Raw genomic sequence first — 22,775 nt, 5'->3', positions numbered from 1 at the left:
GCCCACCCTACCAACTGGTGACCCTCAGCGGTTTTCTGGGGGCTCCATGATGTGTTGGAGCGCTCAGCGCGGCTTTACCCTGCTCGAGCTGCTGATTGCCATTGCCATCTTCGCCCTGCTGGGCCTGGCCACCTACCGCATGCTCGACAGCGTGCTCAGCGCCGATGCCGTCACCCGCGAGCACGAACGCCAGTTGCGCGAGTTGACCCGCGCCCTGTCAGCCTTCGAGCGCGATCTGCGCCAGGTGACGGTACGGCCGATTCGCGATGCTTTCGGTGATGCCCAGCCGGCGCTGCACGGCGATCTGGCTGATGCCACGGCGCTGGAGCTGAGTCGCGTCGGCTGGCGCAACCCGCTCGGCCAACCGTGTGCCGAGGTGCAGCGGGTGCGTTGGCAGCTCAGTGGTGAACAGTGGCAGCGGCGTTACTGGCGCGTGCTGGATCGCGCGCAGGACAGCACGCCGCAGATCCAGCAGGCGCTCGATGGCGTCGAGTCATTGAGCCTGCGTTATCTGGACAAGGATGGCCAGTGGCAGCCTGACTGGCCGCCAGCCAATGCCTCTGGCGACGGTTTGCTCACCGAGCTGCCGCGCGCTGTGGAACTGCGCCTGTAGCATCGCCACTATGGCGAATTGCGCCGTCTGCTGCGCCTGCCCGATCTGCCGGCGCAGAACGCTGCCGGCGCGCCGCCAGAGGATTTGAACGAGGTGCCGCAATCATGAAGCGGCAGAAGGGGTGGCGTTGATCACCGTGCTGCTGGTGGTCGCCGTGGTCACGGTGGTGTGTGCCGGGCTGATCGCCCGTCAGCAGCTGTCGATCCGCAGCAGCGCCAACCAGTTGCACGTGACCCAGGCCTGGCACTACGCCCTGGGGGGCGAGACGCTGGCCAAGGCGATGCTCGAGCGCGACTTGCGCCATGGCGATCCACGTCAGCCGGTTGATCACCTGCTGGAACCTTGGGCCAGGCCGTTGACGTTCCCGCTGGATGAAGGCGGCGAGCTACGGGTACGCATCGTCGACCCCAACGGCCGCTTCAACCTCAACAGCCTGGTGCGCCAGGGGCGGCCCAACGAGCTGGCGGTGCTGCGCCTGCGCCACCTGCTGTCGCGTCTGGGCATCGATAAACCCTATGCCGAGCGCCTGCTGGACTGGCTCGATAGCGACAGTGAGTTGCAGGGCAGCAATGGCGCCGAGGACGGCCAGTACCTGCTGGCGACACCGCCTTACCGGACGGCCAATCGCGAGATCACTGATGTGTCCGAACTGCGCCTGCTGCTGGAGATGGAGGAGGCCGACTACCGGCGCTTACTGCCCTTCGTCAGTGCGCTGCCGAGCGAGGCGCTGCTCAACGTCAACACGGCCAGCGCGATGGTGCTCTCCAGTCTGTCCGACGGCTTGAGCCCGGATGCGGCCATGTCGCTGATTGCCGGGCGCGGCGCCGAAGGCTATCCCAGCGCTGCGGCCTTCGCTGCCCAGCCTGCGCTTGCCGGCCTGGGCGAGCAGGTGGTGCAGGGGCTGGCGGTCGGCAGCCGGTATTTCGAGGTGTTCAGCGAGGTGAACCTGGGTGAACGCCGGGTGGTATTGCGTAGCCTGCTGCAGCGCAGCAATGATGGCCAGGTCAGTGTCCTGGCGCGTGAACTGGGGCAGGGCGGTATGCCGCCACGGCCCATCGAGGAAGAACAAGAATGAACCCGACATGGATTTTTCTGCCGCCTGAGGCGTGCCACGCGCTCTCAGCGGATCTATCCGTGCAGCGCGTCACGGCAGACGGCAGTCGCACGCTCGGTCTGGCCGAGGCCCTGGCCGATTTGCCGGCACACTGGGAACTGGTGCTGCCGGTTGAGGCGGTCACCGCCTGCGCCGTGCAACTGCCGACGCAGAAGGCGCGCTGGATGCGCCAGGCGCTGCCGTTCGCGGTGGAGGAACTGCTGGCCGAAGATGTCGAGTTGATGCACCTGGCGCTGGGTGAGCAACTGGCCGATGGCCGTCACCGCGTCTATGCGCTGCGCGCCAGCTGGCTGCGCGAGTGCCTGGCCCTGTGCGCGGCGCAACCGCCGCAGGCGATTCGCGTCGATGCCGATCTGCTGCCACGCCAGGGCAGTCAGCTGCTCTGGTTGCAGTCGCGCTGGTTGCTCGGTGGCGAGGCGCCCTGGCGCCTGGCTTTGCAGACTGAGGACTGGCCAGCGCTGGCAGGCCGTTGCCCATCGCCATGCATCGCCAGTGCGCCAGCTGGGCAGGTGCTGCCCGAGCCGGTGGATGAGGTGCATCTGCTGGAGGACGCGCATCAATGGCTGGTGCATCAGGGCAACGGCGTCGATCTGGCTCAGGGGGAGTTCGCCCTGCGCCAGAGTGGTGACAGTTGGCGGCGTTGGCGCCCGCTGGCGGGGGTGTTGGCACTGTGCCTCGTGCTGCAGTGGGGCTTCAATTTCGCGCAGGGCTGGTACCTGCAGCGCGAAGCCGATGCTTATGCCGCGTCCAGCGAGGCGCTGTACCGCGAGTTGTTTCCTCAGGACAGCAAGCTGATCAACCTGCGTGCGCAGTTCGATCAACATCTGGCGCAGTCCACGGGCGGCGATAGTCCGGTGCTGGGCCTGCTGGCCGAAGTAGCGGCGGCGCTGCAGGCCGATGGCGCAGCGCTGGTGCAGGTCAATCAGCTCGATTACAGCGCGACTCGTGGCGATCTGTCGTTGCAATTGCAGGCGCCGGGTTTTGCCGAGCTGGAGCGTTTGCGTGAGCGTCTGGAGGAATCCGGCCTGTCGGTGCAGATGGGCTCGGCCAGCCGTGAAGCCGAGGGTGTCAGTGCACGCGTGCTGATAGGAGGATGATGGGCATGTCGAGGACGGGGTTGAGCGAAAGTCTGCAATTGCACTGGCAGCGTTCGCCGCTGGCGCAACGCTGGCAAACGCTGCCGGCACGTGATCGTCTGGCACTCTTGGCGCTAAGCGTTTTCCTGCTGTTGGTGCTGTTCTATCTGGCGTTGTGGCAGCCGGTGCAGCGTCAGGCTCAGGCCGCACGTGCCGCGTTCGAAGAGCAGTGCGCCCTGTTCGCCTATATGCAGAGCCGTGCGCCACAGGTGCAGGGGCGCGACCTGCAGCCACGCGCCAGCCTCGACCCGGCGCGCCTGCAGGGCGTGGTCACGGCGAGTGCGGCGCAGCAGGGGCTGGTGATCGAGCGTCTGGATACCGAGGGTTTTGGTGCGGTGCAGGTCAACCTGCAGCCGGTGGCGTTCGCTCAGTTGCTGCGCTGGATTCAGGCGCTGGAAGAGCAGGGCGTGCGCGTTGAGGAAGCCGGGCTGGCCCGCGCCGAGGAAAACCATGTGATAGCGCGGCTTAGCTTGCGTGTGGGTGAGTGACTCGTGCGCTATTGATCGTCACTCCCGCGAAGGCGGGAGCCCAGGTGTTGCGTAACGCCTGGTTTCTCGCCTTCGCGGGAATGACGGCTACTCCAGTGCGTGGTCGTGTACCGATGCGCACCCTACGGTTTGCATGGCGCCACGGTAACAGCGCGCACCCGATTGGGCGGTTAGGGAACGTTGGTGCGCCGATACGGTGCCATTTACAACACTGGATGACACACGAAAGCGGCGTTGAAGCCCATGAAACGGGCTTTTGCTGATTGATGGCCTGAGTATTGCTGTAGATATCCGTTTATGCTTTTTGCTTGATCACTCCTTTTGCGGGCTGTCAATATCTGCGCCCGGCGCTTCTGGTGCTTCTGTAATTAGTTGTCGCATTGAGGAAATATCGCCTCATTGCCTGCCGCTAGAATGCCGCACACCCAGCCAAGGCCCCTTTGTCGCTTGTCCACCACGACAGCGCAGCACCGCCTTCTACAATCCATAAAAGGCCCGGGCCCCTCACTGCCATCGATGTCATACCCAATTCGAAGGAGCAAAGAATGAAGAAGATCACACTGCTTGGCGCTCTGGCGCTGTCCCTGATGTCGCCCTTGGCCATGGCCGAGAAGCCGCTGCGCATCGGCATCGAGGCGGCTTACCCGCCCTTCGCATTCAAGACTCCTGATGGCCAGATTTCCGGCTTCGACTACGACATCGGTAACGCCCTGTGCGAAGAGATGAAGGTCGAGTGCAAGTGGATCGAGCAGGAGTTCGACGGTCTGATCCCGGCCCTGAAAGTGCGCAAGTTCGACGCCGTGCTGTCTTCCATGTCGATCACCGAAGACCGCAAGAAGTCCGTGGACTTCACTGGCAAGTACTACGCCACGCCGGCCAAGCTGGCGATGAAGGCCGGTACCGAAATCAAGGACCCGCTGGTCGACCTGAAAGGCAAGAAGATCGGCGTGCAGCGTTCGTCCGTGTATGACCGTTACGCCACCGACATCTTCGCTCCGGCCGGCGCCGAGATCGTTCGTTACAGCTCGCAGAACGAAGTGTTTCTGGATATGCAGTCCGGCCGCCTGGACGCCACCCTGGCCGATTCGGTGAACATCGACGACGGTTTCCTCAAGACCGACGCTGGCAAGGGCTTCGCGTTCGCCGGCCCGGACTTCACCGACGTGAAGTACTTCGGCGAAGGTCAGGGTATCGCCGTGCGCAAGGGTGACAAGGCACTGGCCGACAAGATCAGTGCTGCCATCCTAGCCATCCGCGCCAACGGCAAGTACAAGGAAGTGCAGGACAAGTACTTCGACTTCGACGTTTACGGCGAGTAAGCGTCCCAGGCAAAAAAAGTGGCACAGCCTGAAAAAGGTTGATGCCACTTTTTTCTTGGTTCTGCGGAGTTGGTTCTTGCTGGCTTTGGCTGAATGCCAACCGTACGACCCGTCGCGTGAGCGACATGAATTTTCTTTGTGCTAGGCGGCGCCTGGGGTGCCTGAGAGGTATTAGCGCATGCTTCAAGGCTACGGCTCGACCATTCTCGATGGTGCCTGGCTCACTCTGCTTCTGGCGCTGACGTCGATGGCAGTGGCGATCTGCCTCGGCCTGCTGGGTGCGGCCTTTCGTCTGTCACCGGTGCGTTGGCTGGCGGCGTTGGGTGATACCTATGCCACGGTGATTCGTGGCATCCCTGATCTGGTGCTGATTCTGCTGATCTTCTACGGCGGCCAGGACATGGTGAACCGCATCGCGCCCATGGTCGGCTATGACGATTACATCGACATCAACCCCTTCGTCGCCGGCGTGTTCACCATGGGCTTCATCTTCGGGGCCTACCTGTCGGAAACCTTCCGCGGCGCTTTCATGGCGATCCCCAAGGGGCAGGCGGAAGCTGGCGCGGCTTATGGCATGAGCGGGATGAAGGTGTTCTTTCGCATTCTCGTGCCGCAGATGATCCGTTTCGCCATTCCCGGTTTCACCAACAACTGGCTGGTGTTGACCAAGGCCACCGCGCTGATTTCCGTAGTCGGCCTGCAGGACATGATGTTCAAGGCCAAGAGCGCAGCCGACGCGACGCGTGAGCCGTTCACCTTCTACCTGGCGGTGGCGGGGCTGTACCTGGTGCTGACCAGCGTTTCTTTGCTGGCGCTGCGTTTCCTCGAGAAGCGCTACTCGGTAGGTGCCAAGGTGGCTGACCTATGATCTTCGACTATCAAATGATCTGGGAGAACCTGCCGCTGTACTGGGGCGGCGTGCTGGTCACCGTGAAAATCCTGCTGATCTCCCTGGCGTTCGGCCTCAGCCTGGCGCTACCACTGGCACTGATGCGGGTGTCGAAATCACCCTGGGTCAACTTCCCGGCCTGGCTCTACACCTACGTGATTCGCGGCACGCCGATGCTGGTGCAGCTGTTTCTGATCTATTACGGGCTGGCCCAGTTCGAGTTCATTCGTGACAGCTTCATGTGGCCGTATTTCTCCAGCGCGACTTTCTGCGCCTGCCTGGCGTTTGCCATCAACACCAGCGCCTACACTGCGGAAATCCTCGCTGGCAGCCTCAAGGCCACGCCGCCGGGTGAGATCGAGGCGGCCAAGGCCATGGGCATGTCGCGAGCCAAGCTGTACCGGCGCATCCTGCTGCCGTCCGCGCTGCGCCGTGCGCTGCCGCAGTACAGCAATGAAGTGATCATGATGCTGCACACCACGTCGTTGGCGTCGATCGTGACTCTGATCGATATCACTGGCGCGGCGCGTACCGTCAGTTCGCAGTACTACATGCCGTTCGAAGCCTTCATCACCGCCGGCCTGTTCTATCTGGCGCTGACCTTCATCCTGGTGCGCCTGTTCAAGCTGGCCGAGCGCCGCTGGCTGGTCTACATGGCCCCGCGCAAGGGCTGATGCCATGACGATTCAAGAGAACCCGAACATGTACAAACTCGAAGTTCAGGACCTGCACAAGCGCTACGGCAGCCATGAAGTGATCAAGGGTGTGTCGATGGCGGCCAAGGCTGGCGATGTGATCAGCATCATCGGCTCCAGCGGCTCGGGCAAGAGCACCTTCCTGCGCTGCCTGAACCTGCTCGAGCAGCCGCATGCCGGCAAGATTCTGCTCAACAACGAAGAGCTGAAGCTGGTGCCGGCCAAGGACGGTTCGCTGCGCGCCGCCGATGCCAAACAGCTGCAGCGCATGCGCTCGCGCCTGGCCATGGTGTTCCAGCACTTCAACCTGTGGTCGCACATGAGCGCCCTGGAGAACGTGATGGAAGCGCCGGTGCACGTGCTCGGCATGAGCAAGGCTGAAGCCCGCGACAAGGCTGAACATTACCTGGCCAAGGTCGGCGTCGCGCACCGCAAGGACGCCTACCCCGCGCACATGAGTGGTGGTGAGCAGCAGCGCGTGGCCATCGCCCGTGCCCTGGCCATGGAGCCGGAGGTGATGCTGTTCGATGAACCGACTTCGGCGCTTGACCCCGAGCTGGTCGGCGAAGTGCTTAAGGTAATGCAGGACCTGGCCACCGAAGGTCGCACCATGGTGGTGGTGACCCACGAAATGGGTTTTGCTCGCGAGGTGTCGAACCAGCTGGTATTCCTGCACAAGGGATTGGTCGAGGAGCGCGGTTGCCCGAAGGAAGTGCTGGCCAATCCGCAATCCGAACGACTGCAGCAGTTCCTTTCCGGCAGTCTCAAATAATAAGAAGCTAGACTTCGCACTTAACTGGTGCGTTGAGCCCACTGAATAGACACTAATGACTCCCCATCGAATCGGCTTTTTGTACTGGCCCGGCACCAAAGCCCTGACCTTGTCCCTGGCGGAGGAGGCCCTGCGTGTCGCCCAGCGCGTGCATCCGGAAGTGCTGTACGAGCTGGTGTTCCTCCAGGCCGAGCCGCTGGCGGCCGGTGATTGGCGTCTGCCGGGCGAGCCCTGGGCCGGGCATCTGGAAGGGTTGGACAAGCTGTTCCTGCTCGCCGATGCGCCGCCAGCGCAGGTGTCTGCGGGGCTGGCGGCGGCGCTCAAGCAGCAGGTGCGCAGTGGTTGCGTGATCGGCGGGCTGTCTGCCGGGGTCTATCCGCTGGCTCAGCTTGGTTTGCTCGATGGTTATCGCGCGGCAGTGCACTGGCGCTGGCAGGACGATTTCGCCGAGCGTTTCCCCAAGGTCATCGCCACCAGCCATCTGTTCGATTGGGATCGCGACCGGCTGACTGCCTGTGGTGGTTTGGCCGTGCTCGATCTGCTGCTGGCGGTGCTGGCGCGCGACCACGGCGCCGAGCTGGCCGGTGCGGTGAGCGAGGAATTGGTGGTCGAGCGCATTCGTGAGGGCGGTGAGCGCCAGCGCATTCCGCTGCAGAATCGCCTCGGTTCCAGCCATCCGAAGCTGACCCAGGCCGTGCTGCTGATGGAAGCCAACATCGAGGAGCCGCTGACCACCGACGAGATCGCCCAGCATGTGTGCGTGTCGCGTCGTCAGCTGGAGCGCATCTTCAAGCAGTACCTCAATCGCGTGCCCAGCCAGTATTACCTGGAGCTGCGCTTGAGCAAGGCGCACCAGCTGCTGATGCAGACCAGCAAGTCGATCATCCAGATCGGCCTGTCCTGCGGATTTTCCTCGGGGCCGCATTTCTCCAGTGCCTACCGCAACTTCTTCGGCGCCACGCCGCGCGATGACCGCAACCAGCGCCGCAGCAACAGCCCCTTCGAGTTGACCTCGACGTCAGTCGAGCGGGGCTGAGGCGGCGTCTTCTACAAGCTTGTCTCCCCTCTCCCGCTTGCGGGAGAGGGGCGGGGGAGAGGGGCTGTCCGACACTCCGAGTTGCCTGAACCACCCTCTCCCCAGCCCTCTCCCATAAATGGGAGAGGGAGTAGATCGTGCATGGTTACGCAAGCAGGACTTTCGATACCGGCCAGTCAGCCTGCGGAGATTTTTTCTGGCAGCGTGCTCCAGGCGGTGATCTGCGATTAAACTGCGCCTTTCCGACGCTTTCTGTCGCTTGGACGAAAACCCGCGGAAAACCTGGGGTGGCGCTATAAGAAGTTGTCGCATGGCGACAATGCCGGCCCCGATTCAGTCCCTACAATCCTTGCATTCCCTGTCGTTTCGGGCGCTTTGCCGCCTGCCAGCGGCCGGTATTTCTCATCAGGAGAGTTTTGATGTCCGTTCAGCACGATGCGGTGCAACGCGCCGATTTCGACCAGTTCATGGTCCCCAACTACGCCCCTGCTGCCTTCGTCCCCGTGCGCGGCCTGGGTTCGCGAGTCTGGGATCAGAGCGGTCGAGAGCTGATCGACTTCGCTGGCGGCATCGCCGTCAACGTGCTTGGCCATTGCCACCCGGCGCTGGTCGCGGCGCTGACCAAGCAGGCCAATACCCTGTGGCACATCTCCAACGTGTTCACCAACGAGCCGGCCCTGCGTCTGGGCAAGAAGCTGGTCGAAGCGACCTTCGCCGAGCGCGTGTTCTTCTGCAACTCCGGCGCCGAGGCCAACGAGGCCGCGTTCAAGCTGGCGCGTCGTGTTGCCCATGACCGCTTCGGCCCGGAAAAGCACGAGATCATCGCGGCCACCAACAGCTTCCACGGCCGCACTCTGTTCACCGTCAGCGTTGGCGGTCAGCCGAAATACTCCGACGGTTTCGGGCCGAAGATCCAGGGCATCACCCATGTGCCGTACAACGATCTGGACGCGCTGAAAGCCGCCATTTCCGACAAGACCTGCGCCGTGGTGCTGGAACCCGTGCAGGGCGAGGGCGGCGTGCTGCCCGCCGACAAGGCCTATCTTGAAGGCGCCCGCGAGCTGTGCAACGCGCACAATGCGCTGCTGGTGTTCGATGAAGTACAAAGCGGCATGGGCCGTACCGGCGAGCTGTTCGCTTATATGAATTACGGCGTGGTGCCGGACATTCTCTCCAGCGCCAAGAGCCTGGGCGGTGGTTTCCCCATCGCGGCGATGCTCACCACCACTGACCTGGCCAAGCACTTCTCGCCCGGCACCCACGGCACCACCTACGGCGGCAACCCGCTGGCCTGTGCAGTCGGTGAGGCAGTGCTGGATATCGTCAACACCCGCCAGACCCTGGACGGTGTGAAGACCAAGAGCGAGCAGTTCAAGACGCGCCTGCTGGCTCTGGGCAAGCAGTACGGTCTGTTCGAGCAGGTACGTGGCATGGGTCTGCTGCTCGGCTGCGTACTCCACGAGGCGTGGATGGGCAAGGCCAAGCAGGTGCTCGACGCTGCCACGGCTGAGGGGCTGATGATTCTGCAGGCAGGCCCGGACGTGGTGCGTTTCGCCCCGAGCCTGGTGGTCGAAGATGCCGATATCGACGAAGGCCTGGCGCGCTTCGAGCGTGCGCTGAGCAAACTGACGGCCGCCTGAGTCTTTGCTGACTGACTGTGGGAGGGGCTTTAGCCGCGACAATCGCCGCTGAAGCGCCTCCCACGGTTGTTCGCCTGACCCTGGCTGCGAGTCCTATAGATTCAGTGTTTTAGAAGGAGTGACCCATGCTGGTGATGCGCCCTGCGCAAATGGCGGACCTGGCTGAAGTGCAGCGACTGGCTGCTGACAGCCCGGTAGGTGTCACTTCATTGCCGGACGATGCAGACCGGCTGGGCGACAAGATCGCCGCCTCGGATGCGTCGTTCGCCGCCGAAGTCAGTTTCAATGGCGAGGAAAGCTACTTCTTCGTCCTCGAGGACACCGAGAGCGGTCGACTGGTCGGCTGCTCCGGCATTGTTGCCTCGGCTGGCTATTCCGAGCCGTTCTACAGCTTTCGCAACGAAACCTTCGTGCACCACTCGCGTGAGCTGAAGATTCACAACAAGATTCATGTGCTGTCGCTGTGTCACGACCTGACCGGCAATAGCCTGCTCACCAGCTTCTATGTCGAACGCCCGCTGGTCAGCAGCGCGTTCGCCGAGCTCAATTCGCGTGGGCGCCTGTTGTTCATGGCCGGGCACCCGGAGCGCTTCGCCGACGCGGTCGTGGTGGAGATCGTCGGCCATAGCGACGAGAACGGTGATTCGCCGTTCTGGGATGCGGTGGGGCGCAACTTCTTCGACATGACCTACGCCGAGGCCGAGCGCCTGTGCGGCCTCAAAAGCCGTACCTTCCTCGCCGAGCTGATGCCGCATTATCCGATCTATGTGCCGCTGCTCTCGGACGAGGCGCAGGAGGCCATGGGGCAGGTGCACCCGCGTGCGCAGATCACCTTCGACATCCTCATGCGCGAAGGCTTCGAGACCGACCATTACATCGACATCTTCGACGGTGGCCCGACCCTGCATGCGCGCACCTCGGGCATCCGCAGCATCGCGCAGAGCCGCCTGGTGCCGGTGAAGATCGGCGAGGCCGAGGCGGGCGGGCGCCAGTATCTGGTGAGCAACGGCCAACTGCAGGATTTCCGCGCCATCGTCGCCGATCTCGACTGGGTGCCGGGTAAGCCTGTGGTGCTCAGCGCACAGGCGGCCGAGGCCCTGGGTGTCGGTGAGGGCGCCAGCGTCAGGTTGGTAGCGGTTTAACAGGCTCGCTCCGGCTGGAGTGGGCGCCCTTCAAGGGCAGAGGAGAGTGCCGGCGGCGCTCTTGAGGAATCTGGAGGCTTTATGATCGTTCGTCCCGTGCGCAGTGCCGACTTGCCGGCCCTGATCGACCTGGCTCGCAGCACCGGCGCTGGCCTGACCACGCTGCCGGCCAACGAGGAGCGCCTGGCGCACCGGGTCGGCTGGGCGGAGAAGGCATTTCGTGGCGAGGCCGAACGTGCCGATGCCGACTACCTGTTCGTCCTCGAAGACGATGCCGGCAAGGTGGTGGGCATTTCTGCGGTAGCCGGCGCCGTCGGCCTGCGTGAGCCCTGGTACAACTACCGGGTCGGCCTGACCGTCAGCGCCTCTCAGGAGTTGAACATCCATCGTCAGGTGCCGACGCTGTTCATGGCCAACGACCTGACCGGCAACTCCGAACTGTGCTCGCTGTTCCTGCATGCCGATTACCGCATTGGCCTCAACGGCCGTTTGCTGTCGAAGGCGCGCTTTCTGTTCATCGCCGAGTTTCGCGAGCTGTTCGGCGACAAGGTGATCGCCGAGATGCGCGGTATGTCCGACGAGCGTGGGCGCTCGCCGTTCTGGGAAAGCCTCGGTCGGCATTTCTTCAAGATGGAGTTCTCCCAGGCGGACTACCTCACCGGCGTTGGCAACAAGGCTTTCATCGCTGAGCTGATGCCCAAGTTTCCGCTCTATACCTGCTTCCTGTCCGAAGATGCGCGCGCCGTGATCGGTCGGGTACACCCGGACACCGAGCCGGCGCTGGCCATGCTCAAGGCCGAGGGTTTCAGCTACCAGGGCTATGTCGACATCTTCGACGCGGGCCCGGCTATCGAGGCGGAAACCGCGAAGATCCGCGCCGTGCACGGCAGCCAGAACCTGGTGCTGGCCATCGGCACCCCAGGCGATGACGCCGAGCCTTTCCTGATACACAACCGCAAGCGTCAGGACTGCCGCATCACCGCTGCGCCTGCACGCCTGGCTGCCGGCACCCTGGTGGTCGATCCGCTGACGGCCAAGCGTCTGCGCCTTTCCGCGGGTGATCAGGTGCGTGCCGTGACGCTGTCGGCGCACCGCTGAGTTATTGGTTTTGCGCGGCGGCCCAAGCCGGCCGCTGAAAAATGCTGGGAGTGGTAAAACAAGATGAACACTCATTACATCGCAGGTCAGTGGCAGCCCGGTCAGGGCGAGTCGCTGCAATCGCTCGACCCGGTCAGCCAGGCCGTGCTGTGGCAGGGTCAGGGCGCCACGGCGGCGCAGGTCGATGCCGCCGTTAGCGCTGCACGGGGCGCGTTCTCGCTGTGGGCCGCGCACTCGCTGGACGGCCGTATCGCCGTGCTGGAGCGCTTCGCCGCCTGTTTGAAGTCACGTGCTGACGAAGTCGCCCGAGCGATTGGTGAGGAGACCGGCAAACCATTGTGGGAAGCTGCCACCGAAGTGAACAGCATGGTGGGCAAGGTAGCCATTTCCATTCAGAGCTATCGCGAGCGCACCGGTGAGAAGAGCGGCCCGCTGGGCGACGCCACTGCCGTGTTGCGGCACAAGCCGCATGGCGTGGTGGCGGTGTTCGGCCCCTACAACTTTCCCGGCCACTTGCCTAACGGCCATATCGTGCCGGCGCTGCTGGCCGGTAACTGCGTGCTGTTCAAGCCCAGCGAGCTGACGCCGAAGGTGGCCGAGCTGACGGTCAAATGCTGGATCGAGGCCGGGCTGCCTGAGGGCGTGCTCAACCTGTTGCAGGGTGGTCGCGAAACCGGCGTCGCCCTGGCTGGCCACCCCGGTATCGACGGGCTGTTCTTCACCGGCTCCAGCCGCACCGGCAATCTGCTGCACGCCCAGTTCGCCGGGCGTCCGGACAAGATCCTGGCGCTGGAGATGGGCGGTAACAACCCACTGATCGTCGATCAGGTCGCGGATGTCGATGCTGCGGTTTACACAATCGTCCAGTCCGCGTTCATCTCGGCTGGCCAGCGCTGCACCTGCGCGCGCCGTCTGCTGGTGCCGCAAGGGGAGTGGGGCGATGCGCTGCTGGCGCGCCTGGTACAGGTCGTCGGGCAGATCAAGGTCGGTCGCTTCGACGAGCAGCCGGCGCCGTTCATGGGTTCGGTGATTTCCCTACAGGCCGCCGCGCAGCTGATGCAGGCCCAGCAGGACTTGCTGGCCGGCGCCGCTACGGCGCTGCTGGCGATGACGCAACCGCAGGCCGATGCTGCGTTGCTGACGCCCGGCATCCTCGATGTCACGGCCGTGAGCGGCCGTCCTGACGAAGAATTCTTCGGTCCGCTGCTGCAGGTGATCCGTTACGACAGCTTCGAGTCGGCCATCGCCGAGGCCAATGCCACGGCTTATGGTCTGGCCGCTGGCCTGCTGTCGGACTCGAAGGCGCGCTTCGAGCAGTTCTGGCTGCATAGCCGCGCCGGCATCGTCAACTGGAACAAGCAGCTCACCGGTGCTGCCAGCACCGCGCCGTTCGGTGGTATCGGCGCGTCGGGCAACCACCGCGCCAGTGCCTACTACGCGGCAGATTACTGCGCCTACCCGGTGGCCGGGCTGGAAAGCGACAGCCTGAGCCTGCCCGCGACCCTGACTCCGGGAGTGACCCTGTAATGGCCGCCTATGAGATGAACTTTGACGGCCTGGTCGGGCCGACTCACAACTACGGCGGGCTTTCCTACGGCAACGTGGCTTCGCAGAGCAACAGTCAGGCGGCATCCAATCCCAAGGAGGCTGCCAAGCAGGGCCTGGCGAAGATGAAGGCGCTGATGGACATGGGCTTCAAGCAGGGCGTACTGGCCCCGCAGGAGCGTCCGGATGTCGCGGCATTACGCCGCCTGGGCTTTACCGGCAGCGATGTCGAGGTGATCCAGCGCGCTGCACGTGAGGCCATGCCACTGCTGGTGGCGAGCTGCTCGGCCTCCAGCATGTGGACGGCCAATGCCTGCACCGTCAGCCCTGGCGCCGACACGGCGGACGGGCGCGTGCACTTCACCGCGGCCAACCTCAACTGCAAGTTCCACCGTAGCATCGAGCACCCGACCACCAGTCGCGTGCTGCAGGCGATGTTCGCCAACCCGGCGCACTTCGCTCACCACCCGGCGCTGCCGGCAGTGGCGCAGTTCGGTGACGAGGGCGCAGCCAACCACACGCGCTTCTGCAAGGGTTATGGCGACGCCGGGGTGGAGTTCTTCGTCTACGGGCGCAGCGCCTTCGACGCTCGCTATCCGGCGCCGGCGCGCTATCCGGCGCGACAGACCCTTGAGGCCAGCCAGGCGGTGGCCCGTCTGCATGGGCTAAGCGAGGCGGGTGTGGTCTACGCCCAGCAGAATCCGGCGGTGATCGATCAGGGCGTGTTCCACAATGACGTGATCGCCGTGGGTAACGGCGAGGTGCTGTTCTATCACCAGGATGCTTTCCTCGAAACCGACAAGGTGCTGGCCGAGCTGGGCGACAAGCTGGCTCGTCGTGGCGGCAACTTCCAGGCCGTATGCGTGCCAGCTTCTGCTGTCAGCGTGCAGGACGCGGTGCGCTCCTACCTGTTCAACAGTCAACTGCTGAGCCGTGCCGACGGCAGCATGCTGCTGGTGGTGCCGGAGGAATGCCGGAACAATGCCAGCGTCTGGCGCTATCTGCAGCAGCTGACGGCCAGCGGCGGGCCGATCCGCGAGGTGCGCGTGTTCGACCTCAAGCAGAGCATGCAGAATGGCGGTGGCCCGGCGTGCCTGCGCCTGCGCGTGGCGCTCAACGAGCAGGAACTGGCAGCGGTCAATCCTGGCGTGGTGATGAGCGACGCGCTGCACGATACCCTGGTGGCCTGGGTCGACAAGCATTACCGCGACCGCTTGAGCGAAGCCGACCTGGCCGACCCGCAATTGTTGATCGAGTGCCGCACGGCATTGGATGAACTGACGCAGATCCTTAAACTGGGCTCGGTCTATCCTTTTCAGATAGCCTGAACCTGACCTCGATTCCCGGAGATTGTATGAGCGACGCGCTGCAACTGATTCTTGAAGATAACGACGGCACCCAGCTGGAGACCTCCTGCAGCCGCTTTGCTGTGGTCTGGCAGGGCAAGGAGCTGTGGGTCCAGGCCGTTGGCGATCAGTTGCTGATCGGCGTCGACGTGGAGGAGGGCGATACCGAGTACGTCAACCTGCTGCTGCGTCCGCAGGCTACCAACCTGGTCAGCCTCCAGTTGGAGATGGAGCCGATGATCGCCGATGAGGACGATCATGTTCATGGCCCGGACTGCAATCACTGATCGAACCTTGTAGGAGCGAGCTCTGCTCGCGAAAACGCTTGTTCGCTCGCGACGCTCGCTTCTACCAAAATGCTGCGAACCAAGGAGTCCCCATGCTTGCCCTCGGCAAACTGCTTGAACTGACCCTGGCCGGCCATGAGCCGTCGGCGAAGATTCAACTGACGCCCGATGGTACGCGTCTGCGTTGGCTCGACGAAGGTGCGCTGGAGGTGACGCCGCCTGCAGCGCGCGACAATGGCCTCGACCTGCTGCTGTCGGCCGGCGTCCACGGCAACGAAACCGCGCCAATCGAGCTGCTCGATCGTCTGCTGCGTGGCATCGCGCGCAACGAGCTGCATCCTGCGGCGCGCATTCTCTTTCTGTTCGGCAATCCCGAGGCCATGCGCCGCGGTGAGCGCTATATCGAGCAGGACCTCAATCGCCTGTTCAGTGGTCGTCACGAGCAATCCAGTGGCTTCGAGGCTATTCGCGCCTGCGACCTGGAGCATCTGGCCGCCACCTTTTTCGGCAAGCAAACAGGCCGCACTCGCCTGCATTACGACCTGCACACCGCCATTCGCGGCTCGAAGATCGAGCAGTTCGCCCTCTATCCCTGGCAGGAAGGTCGCGCCCATTCGCGGCGTGAGCTGGAGCGCCTGCGTGCTGCCGGCATCGAGGCGGTGCTGCTGCAGAACAAGTCTTCGATCACCTTCAGCGCCTACACCTATGCGCAGCTTGGTGCCGAGGCTTTCACCCTGGAGTTGGGCAAGGCGCGCGCCTTCGGCCAGAACGAGTTGGTCAACCTCGACCTGCTGGAGAATGCGCTGCACGCTCTGATTGAAGGGCGCGAAGTGATCAGCGGTGAGCCGACGCTCGATGGCTTGCAGCTGTTTTCGGTATCACGTGAGGTCATCAAGCACAGCGACAGCTTCCAGTTGCACCTGCCGGCGGATATCGAAAACTTCACCGAACTGGAGCCCGGTTACCTGCTCGCCGAAGACATCGCCGACAGTCGCTGGATGGTGGAGGAGAAGGGCGCGCGGATCATTTTCCCCAACCCCAAGGTCAAGAACGGCCTGCGCGCCGCCATTCTGATCGTTCCGGACGATGGCGCCGGCCTGGCGTAGCGGCGTTTGTGGGAGGGGCTTTAGCCGCGATGCTGCGGCGTATTGATCGCCGCTGAAGCGCCTCCCACGGCTATCCGCGATTTTGCCCTCAACTGTATCTTCCACCGTCCGAGCGACCTCTTTAGCATGGGCCTTTCGCCAATTGCCGGGAAAGCCTGTCATGCCCCTGATCGACCTGCGTAGCGACACCGTCACCCAACCCACCGCTGCCATGCGCGAAGCCATGATGGCTGCCGAGCTGGGTGACGATGTCTATGGCGAAGACCCCACGGTAAACCGTCTGGAGACCTGGCTGGCCAATGAGCTGGGCTTCGCTGCGGCGCTGTTCGTCCCCACGGGCACCATGAGCAACCTGCTCGGCCTGATGGCTCATTGCGAACGGGGTGACGAATACATCGTCGGCCAGCAGGCGCACACCTACAAGTACGAAGGCGGCGGCGCGGCCGTGCTCGGTTCCATTCAGCCGCAGCCGATCGACGGTGAAGCCGACGGCTCGCTGGATCTGGCCAAGGTCGAGGCGGCGATCAAGCAAGACGACTTCCACTTCGCCCGCACTCGCCTGCTGGCCCTGGAAAACACCATGCAGGGCAAGGTGCTGCCGCTCGATTATTTGGCTGCCGCCCGCGAACTGACTCGGCGTCGTGGTTTGAGCCTGCACCTCGATGGCGCCCGCCTGTATAACGCGGCGCTCAAGCTCGGGGTGCCGGCGCGCGAGATCACCCAGCACTTCGACTCGGTCTCGGTATGCCTGTCCAAGGGCCTCGGTGCGCCGGTCGGTTCGGTGCTGTGTGGCAGCACTGCGCTGATTGCCAAGGCGCGGCGTCTGCGCAAGATGGTCGGCGGCGGCATGCGTCAGGCCGGGGTGTTGGCGGCGGCGGGGCTGTATGCCCTGCAGCATCAGGTTCAGCGCCTGGCTGAGGATCATGCCAACGCGGCGCGCCTGGGCGCTGCACTAAGCGAACTGGGCTATAGCGTCGAGCCGGTGCAGACCAATATGGTCTATGTGCAACTTGGTGAGCGCGCCGGGCAGATCAAGGCCTTCATGGCCGAACGCGGCATCGCCGTCAGTGCCGCCCCGCGCCTTCGTCTGGTCACTCATCTTGATGTCAGCGCCGAGCAGATCGAGCGGGTGATCGAGGCGTTCGCCGCTTTTCGCTCTCATTGAGCGATATGCCGACAGTTCATAGCTGTCGGCTATCAACAAGGTACTAGCCGCGCGCGGTAGGCCCGATATAATGCGGCCCTTTGCAGACTGCGTGAAAACTACTGCGCTCTGTCATGCTGCGTTAAAAACCGGCTCAGAATGCTCATTTACAACTCGTAAACTCGTTTGCGAGCCCAGTGCGTTCTTCGCCGGTTTGATTCGCTGGCGCTCACCCTTCGGGCCAGCCTTTGGCTGTTACTCCCGTTGGTCGTGGCGCCTTGCCTGACCTTCGCTCGCTACGTTTTCACTTTGTCTGCTTCGCCGGCTTTGCCGTGGCCGCCTGATTCCGTGGATATCCCTATGAAAAGCGCAGAAATCCGTGAAGCCTTCCTGAGCTTCTTCGAAGAAAAAGGGCACACCCGTGTCGCTTCCAGCTCGCTGATTCCGGCGAACGATCCGACCCTGCTGTTCACCAACGCAGGCATGAACCAGTTCAAGGACTGCTTCCTGGGCCTGGAAAAGCGCGCCTACACCCGCGCCACCACCAGCCAGAAGTGCGTGCGTGCCGGCGGCAAGCACAACGACCTGGAAAACGTCGGCTACACCGCGCGTCACCACACCTTCTTCGAAATGCTGGGCAACTTCAGCTTCGGCGACTATTTCAAGCGTGATGCCATCCATTACGCCTGGGAATTCCTGACCTCCGACAGGTGGCTGAACCTGCCCAAGGAAAAGCTCTGGGTCACCGTCTACGCCACCGATGACGAAGCCTACGAGATCTGGAACAAGGAAATCGGCGTTCCAACCGAGCGCATGATCCGCATCGGCGACAACAAGGGCGCGCCATACGCTTCCGACAACTTCTGGGCGATGGGCGACACCGGCCCGTGCGGCCCTTGCACCGAGATCTTCTTCGACCACGGCGAGCACATCTGGGGCGGCCCACCCGGCAGCCCGGAAGAAGATGGCGACCGCTACATCGAGATCTGGAACAACGTCTTCATGCAGTTCAACCGCACTGCGGACGGCGTATTGCACCCGCTGCCGGCGCCGAGCGTGGACACCGGTATGGGCCTTGAGCGCATCAGCGCCGTGCTGCAGCACGTCAACTCGAACTACGAGATCGACCTGTTCCAGAACCTGCTGGCCGCTTCGGCCAAGGCCATCGGTTGCGCCAATGAAGGTCAGGCCTCGCTGAAAGTGGTCGCCGACCATATCCGTTCCTGCAGCTTCCTGATCGCCGACGGTGTCACCCCGTCCAACGAAGGCCGTGGCTACGTGCTGCGCCGCATCGTGCGTCGCGCCTGCCGTCACGGTAACAAGCTGGGTGCCAAGGGCAGCTTCTTCTACCAGATCGTCGCTGCGCTGGTGGCCGAGATGGGCGAAGCCTTCCCTGAACTCAAGCAGCAGCAGGCGCACATCGAGCGCGTGCTGAAGACCGAAGAAGAGCAGTTCGCCAAGACCCTGGAGCAGGGCCTAAAGATCCTCGAGCAGGACCTGGCTGGCCTGCAGGGCTCGGTTATCCCGGGCGATGTGGTGTTCAAGCTGTACGACACTTACGGTTTCCCGGTCGACCTGACTGCCGACATCGCCCGCGAGCGCGAGCTGTCGGTGGATGAGGAAGGCTTCGAGCGTGAAATGGAAGCGCAGCGCGAGCGCGCCCGCTCCGCCAGCGCCTTCGGCATGGACTACAACGCCCTGGTCAAGGTCGACGCCGACACGCGCTTCCTCGGCTACGAAGGCACCAGCGGCAGCGGCAAGATCATCGCCCTGTTCAAGGCCGGCAGCGCCGTCGACAGCCTCGCCGAAGGCGAGGAGGGCGTGGTGGTGCTGGATCAGACGCCGTTCTACGCCGAATCCGGTGGTCAGGTCGGTGACTGCGGTTACCTGGAAAGCGCTGGCGTGCGTTTCGATGTGCGTGACACCACCAAGGCCGGCGGCGCCTTCCTGCACCACGGTGTGGTGGTCAAGGGCGGCCTGAGTGTCGGCGCCAGCGTCAAGGCTGAAGCCGAAGCCGGCGTGCGCCAGGCCACCGCGCTGAACCACTCCGCGACCCACCTGCTGCATGCCGCGCTGCGTCAGGTGCTGGGCGATCACGTGCAGCAGAAGGGCTCGCTGGTCGACAGTCAGCGCCTGCGTTTCGACTTCAGCCACTTCGAGGCGATCAAGCCCGAGCAGATCAAGCAGCTGGAAGACATCGTCAACGCCGAGATTCGCAAGAACTCCGAGGTCCAGACCGAAGAAACCGATATCGAAACCGCCAAGGCCAAGGGCGCCATGGCGCTGTTCGGCGAGAAGTACGGTGATCAGGTGCGCGTGCTGAGCATGGGCGGCGACTTCTCTGTAGAGCTCTGCGGCGGTACCCACGTATCGCGAACCGGCGACATCGGTCTGTTCAAGATCACCAGCGAAGGTGGCGTGGCCGCTGGCGTGCGTCGTATCGAAGCGGTCACTGGTGCAGCCGCGCTGGCCTGGCTCAATGGCGCCGAGGAGCAGCTCAAGGAAGTCGCTTCCCTGGTCAAGGGCAGCCGCGACAACGTGCTGGACAAGCTCTCGGCCCTGATTGAGCGCAACCGTCAGCTGGAAAAGGAGCTGGAGCAGCTCAAGGCCAAGGCCGCCAGCGCCGCCGGTAACGACCTGGCCCGTTCGGCCGTGGACGTGAAGGGCACCAAGGTGCTGGCTGCGCGTCTCGATGGTCTGGACGGCAAGGCGCTGCTGGCGCTGGTCGACCAGTTGAAGAACAAGCTGGGCAGCGCTGTGATCCTGCTCGGCGGTGTGTTCGACGAGAAGGTGGTGCTGGTCGCTGGTGTGACCCAGGATCTGACCGCCAAGGTCAAGGCCGGTGATCTGATGCGCCAGGCCGCTGCCGTCGTCGGTGGCAAGGGTGGCGGTCGGCCGGACATGGCTCAGGGCGGCGGCGTTGATGCCGGCAAACTAGATGAAGCCCTGGCTTTGGCCGCTACTCTGGTCGAGCAGGCTTCGTAACGAGCGAGAAAGCGGGGCCCGCAGTGCGTCCGGCGGGCCTTGGCAGTATGACCCGATGCGGGTTTAATGGGCGCCCTTCGAGGATTCAGGCGGCTTTTTGAAATGGCTTTGATCGTACAGAAGTTTGGGGGCACCTCCGTCGGCACCATCGAGCGTATCGCGCAGGTGGCTGACAAAGTGAAAAAGTTCCGCGAGAACGGTGACGACATTGTCGTCGTGGTTTCCGCCATGAGCGGCGAAACCAACCGCCTGATCGATCTGGCCAAACAGATCACCGATGGCGAGCCGGTTGCGCGTGAGCTGGATGTCATGGTGTCCACTGGTGAGCAGGTGACCATTGCCCTTCTGGCCATGGCGCTGATCAAGCGCGGCGTGCCTGCGGTGTCCTACACCGGCAATCAGGTGCGCATCCTTACCGACAGCGCGCACAACAAGGCGCGCATTCTGCAGATCGATGACCAGAAGATTCGTACTGAACTCAAGGCCGGTCGCGTCGTCGTCGTCGCTGGCTTCCAGGGTGTCGACGAGCACGGCAATATCACCACCCTCGGTCGTGGCGGTTCCGACACCACCGGCGTGGCTCTGGCTGCGGCGCTGAAAGCCGACGAGTGCCAGATCTACACCGACGTCGATGGTGTCTACACCACCGACCCGCGTGTGGTGCCCAAGGCCCAGCGCCTGGAGAAGATCACCTTTGAAGAGATGCTGGAAATGGCCAGCCTCGGCTCCAAGGTGCTGCAGATTCGTTCGGTGGAGTTCGCCGGCAAGTACAACGTCCCGCTGCGCGTCCTGCACAGCTTCCAGGAGGGGCCGGGCACCCTCATTACCCTTGATGAAGAGGAATCCATGGAACAGCCGATCATTTCCGGCATCGCTTTCAATCGCGACGAAGCCAAGCTGACCATCCGTGGGGTACCGGATATCCCCGGTATCGCCTTCAAGATTCTCGGCCCGATCAGCGCCGCCAACATTGAAGTCGACATGATCGTGCAGAACGTCTCGCACGATAACACCACCGATTTCACCTTCACCGTGCACCGCAATGACTACAACAACGCCCTCGGCGTGCTGCAGAAAACTGCAGACGAGCTGGGCGCCCGTGAAGTGGTCGGCGACACCAATATCGCCAAGGTGTCTATCGTCGGTGTCGGTATGCGCTCCCATGCCGGTGTTGCCAGCCGTATGTTCGAAGCCCTGGCCAAGGAGACCATCAATATCCAGATGATCTCCACCTCTGAGATCAAGGTGTCCGTGGTGATCGAAGAGAAGTATCTGGAGTTGGCGGTACGCGCTCTGCATACCGCTTTCGAGCTGGATGCTCCGGCCCGACAGGGCGAGTGATTCAATTGATTTGAAAGGCGCGGCTGGTTCCGCGCCTTTCGTTTTTTTGACTGGTACGTGGGAACTTTCTTTCTACGCGGGCTGGTCAATACTTGGGTGGAGGCTTCGGGCTTGATTTAGCAGGAAGCCGGCACCATTTTCTTTTTGCAGACTGTTGTCCTGAGAAATGTAATCCGTTGAGGAGAAAGGAATGCTGATTCTGACTCGCCGGGTCGGAGAGACCCTGATGGTCGGTGATGATGTGACTGTCACCGTGTTGGGTGTGAAAGGTAACCAGGTGCGCATTGGGGTCAATGCGCCAAAAGAGGTTGCCGTACACCGTGAAGAAATCTACCAGCGCATCCAGAAAGAGAAGGGTGACGAACCAAGCCACTAATTTTTCTACAAATTTTTGTTTGCAAACGGGGAAAACATGTTTATCATGCGCCCCGTGTTGCGGAGAGGTGGCCGAGTGGCCGAAGGCGCTCCCCTGCTAAGGGAGTACACCTCAAAAGGGTGTCGGGGGTTCGAATCCCCCCTTCTCCGCCATTATTCGGCGAGTCAGGCGTAAGCCTGGCTGGCGAATCAACCAGAGGTGATCTGGTATAAAAACACCAAAGATCTCGCGAAAGCGTAGCGAGCGAAGGGTAGGCGAGGCGAAAACGAGCGAAGAAGCGCAGTTTAGTTTTCTAAATGAGCATTCTGAGTTCGGTTTCAACGAAGCATACCCAAGTGCAGTAGCTTTCGAGTGATCTGTAACGGACTCATAGCTCAGCTGGATAGAGTACTCGGCTACGAACCGAGCGGTCGGAGGTTCGAATCCTCCTGAGTCCGCCATATTGAATGGCTTGCATCGCTGCAAGCCATTTTGTTTCAACCAGCGGTGATCTGGTCTAAAAGCGCCATAAGGTCGCACGAAAGCGTAGCGAGCGAAGGGTAGGCGAGGCGAAAGCGAACGAAGAAGCGCAGTTTAGTTTTCTAAATGAGCATTCTGAGTTCGGTTTCAACGAAGCATAACCAAGCGCAGTAGCTTTCGGGTGATCTGTAACGGACTCATAGCTCAGCTGGATAGAGTACTCGGCTACGAACCGAGCGGTCGG

The 22,775-nt window shown here is 62.8% G+C and carries 19 protein-coding genes, 2 tRNA genes and 1 pseudogene; all 22 read left to right on the top strand.

Translation table 11 applies throughout. The features are described 5' to 3' along the window. Nucleotides 1-46 precede the first annotated feature (46 nt). Nucleotides 47-721, top strand: a pseudogene (gene gspJ / locus DBO86_RS16705) (type II secretion system minor pseudopilin GspJ). Between the two features lie 13 nt (nucleotides 722-734). Beyond that, nucleotides 735-1,688: a type II secretion system minor pseudopilin GspK gene (gene gspK / locus DBO86_RS16700; RefSeq protein ID WP_108234270.1), complete on the top strand. Its 954-nt coding sequence runs from the start codon at nucleotides 735-737 to the stop codon at nucleotides 1,686-1,688. Then, nucleotides 1,685-2,824 (top strand): type II secretion system protein GspL, encoded by a 1,140-nt coding sequence (gspL, locus tag DBO86_RS16695; RefSeq protein WP_108234269.1) that lies wholly within the window; start codon nucleotides 1,685-1,687, stop codon nucleotides 2,822-2,824. Before gspK ends, gspL begins: the two co-directional genes overlap by 4 nt. Beyond that, on the top strand, nucleotides 2,824-3,351 hold the full coding sequence (locus tag DBO86_RS16690) for a type II secretion system protein M (RefSeq protein WP_425266803.1): 528 nt from the start codon (nucleotides 2,824-2,826) through the stop codon (nucleotides 3,349-3,351). Before gspL ends, DBO86_RS16690 begins: the two co-directional genes overlap by 1 nt. 545 nt (nucleotides 3,352-3,896) lie before the next feature. Further along, the gene (locus tag DBO86_RS16685) at nucleotides 3,897-4,670 is read left to right on the top strand and encodes an ABC transporter substrate-binding protein (RefSeq protein ID WP_084342333.1); all 774 of its coding nucleotides are present in this window, start codon (nucleotides 3,897-3,899) and stop codon (nucleotides 4,668-4,670) included. A 178-nt stretch (nucleotides 4,671-4,848) separates the two neighbouring features. Then, the gene (locus DBO86_RS16680; protein ID WP_003461900.1) at nucleotides 4,849-5,538 is read left to right on the top strand and encodes an ABC transporter permease; all 690 of its coding nucleotides are present in this window, start codon (nucleotides 4,849-4,851) and stop codon (nucleotides 5,536-5,538) included. Further along, the gene (locus tag DBO86_RS16675) at nucleotides 5,535-6,233 is read left to right on the top strand and encodes an ABC transporter permease (RefSeq protein ID WP_003461899.1); all 699 of its coding nucleotides are present in this window, start codon (nucleotides 5,535-5,537) and stop codon (nucleotides 6,231-6,233) included. Before DBO86_RS16680 ends, DBO86_RS16675 begins: the two co-directional genes overlap by 4 nt. Nucleotides 6,234-6,261: 28 nt before the next feature. Further along, a complete protein-coding gene (locus DBO86_RS16670; protein ID WP_017677551.1) occupies nucleotides 6,262-7,026 on the top strand; it encodes an ABC transporter ATP-binding protein in 765 nt (254 codons plus the stop codon). A 55-nt stretch (nucleotides 7,027-7,081) separates the two neighbouring features. Continuing rightward, entirely contained in the window at nucleotides 7,082-8,062 is a 981-nt protein-coding gene (argR, locus tag DBO86_RS16665; RefSeq protein ID WP_108234268.1) for a transcriptional regulator ArgR, read from the top strand. Between the two features lie 419 nt (nucleotides 8,063-8,481). Further along, on the top strand, nucleotides 8,482-9,702 hold the full coding sequence (locus DBO86_RS16660) for an aspartate aminotransferase family protein (RefSeq protein ID WP_108234267.1): 1,221 nt from the start codon (nucleotides 8,482-8,484) through the stop codon (nucleotides 9,700-9,702). Nucleotides 9,703-9,827: 125 nt separating this feature from the next. Next, complete coding sequence (gene aruF, locus DBO86_RS16655; RefSeq protein WP_084342262.1) at nucleotides 9,828-10,844, top strand: arginine/ornithine succinyltransferase subunit alpha; 1,017 nt, start codon at nucleotides 9,828-9,830, stop codon at nucleotides 10,842-10,844. Nucleotides 10,845-10,925: 81 nt separating this feature from the next. Continuing rightward, nucleotides 10,926-11,942 carry an arginine N-succinyltransferase gene (astA, locus tag DBO86_RS16650; RefSeq protein WP_108234266.1) on the top strand — a complete coding sequence of 339 codons (1,017 nt, stop codon included), beginning with the start codon at nucleotides 10,926-10,928 and terminating at the stop codon, nucleotides 11,940-11,942. 63 nt (nucleotides 11,943-12,005) lie between these two features. Continuing rightward, the gene (gene astD / locus DBO86_RS16645; RefSeq protein ID WP_108234265.1) at nucleotides 12,006-13,469 is read left to right on the top strand and encodes a succinylglutamate-semialdehyde dehydrogenase; all 1,464 of its coding nucleotides are present in this window, start codon (nucleotides 12,006-12,008) and stop codon (nucleotides 13,467-13,469) included. Further along, nucleotides 13,469-14,815 carry an N-succinylarginine dihydrolase gene (gene astB / locus DBO86_RS16640; RefSeq protein ID WP_108234264.1) on the top strand — a complete coding sequence of 449 codons (1,347 nt, stop codon included), beginning with the start codon at nucleotides 13,469-13,471 and terminating at the stop codon, nucleotides 14,813-14,815. Before astD ends, astB begins: the two co-directional genes overlap by 1 nt. Nucleotides 14,816-14,841: 26 nt before the next feature. After that, nucleotides 14,842-15,120 carry a hypothetical protein gene (locus DBO86_RS16635; protein WP_003461883.1) on the top strand — a complete coding sequence of 93 codons (279 nt, stop codon included), beginning with the start codon at nucleotides 14,842-14,844 and terminating at the stop codon, nucleotides 15,118-15,120. Between the two features lie 92 nt (nucleotides 15,121-15,212). Further along, on the top strand, nucleotides 15,213-16,226 hold the full coding sequence (astE, locus tag DBO86_RS16630; RefSeq protein ID WP_003461881.1) for a succinylglutamate desuccinylase: 1,014 nt from the start codon (nucleotides 15,213-15,215) through the stop codon (nucleotides 16,224-16,226). 160 nt (nucleotides 16,227-16,386) lie between these two features. After that, the gene (ltaE, locus tag DBO86_RS16625) at nucleotides 16,387-17,391 is read left to right on the top strand and encodes a low-specificity L-threonine aldolase (protein WP_108234263.1); all 1,005 of its coding nucleotides are present in this window, start codon (nucleotides 16,387-16,389) and stop codon (nucleotides 17,389-17,391) included. Between the two features lie 339 nt (nucleotides 17,392-17,730). Further along, nucleotides 17,731-20,355 (top strand): alanine--tRNA ligase, encoded by a 2,625-nt coding sequence (alaS, locus tag DBO86_RS16615; protein WP_108234262.1) that lies wholly within the window; start codon nucleotides 17,731-17,733, stop codon nucleotides 20,353-20,355. A 102-nt stretch (nucleotides 20,356-20,457) separates the two neighbouring features. Further along, complete coding sequence (locus tag DBO86_RS16610) at nucleotides 20,458-21,696, top strand: aspartate kinase (protein ID WP_084342258.1); 1,239 nt, start codon at nucleotides 20,458-20,460, stop codon at nucleotides 21,694-21,696. Between the two features lie 190 nt (nucleotides 21,697-21,886). After that, nucleotides 21,887-22,072 carry a carbon storage regulator CsrA gene (gene csrA / locus DBO86_RS16605; RefSeq protein ID WP_003244478.1) on the top strand — a complete coding sequence of 62 codons (186 nt, stop codon included), beginning with the start codon at nucleotides 21,887-21,889 and terminating at the stop codon, nucleotides 22,070-22,072. A gap of 61 nt (nucleotides 22,073-22,133) precedes the next feature. Further along, nucleotides 22,134-22,224 (top strand) — tRNA-Ser (locus DBO86_RS16600). Between the two features lie 211 nt (nucleotides 22,225-22,435). Continuing rightward, nucleotides 22,436-22,512 (top strand) — tRNA-Arg (locus tag DBO86_RS16595). Nucleotides 22,513-22,775: the final 263 nt, after the last annotated feature.

Origin of the sequence: Ectopseudomonas oleovorans (assembly GCF_003052605.1) — a bacterium.
Classification (GTDB): Bacteria; Pseudomonadota; Gammaproteobacteria; order Pseudomonadales; family Pseudomonadaceae; genus Aquipseudomonas; species Aquipseudomonas oleovorans_A.
Note: the sequence above shows the minus strand (reverse complement) of the source record. Positions and strands in the feature narration are given on the sequence as shown.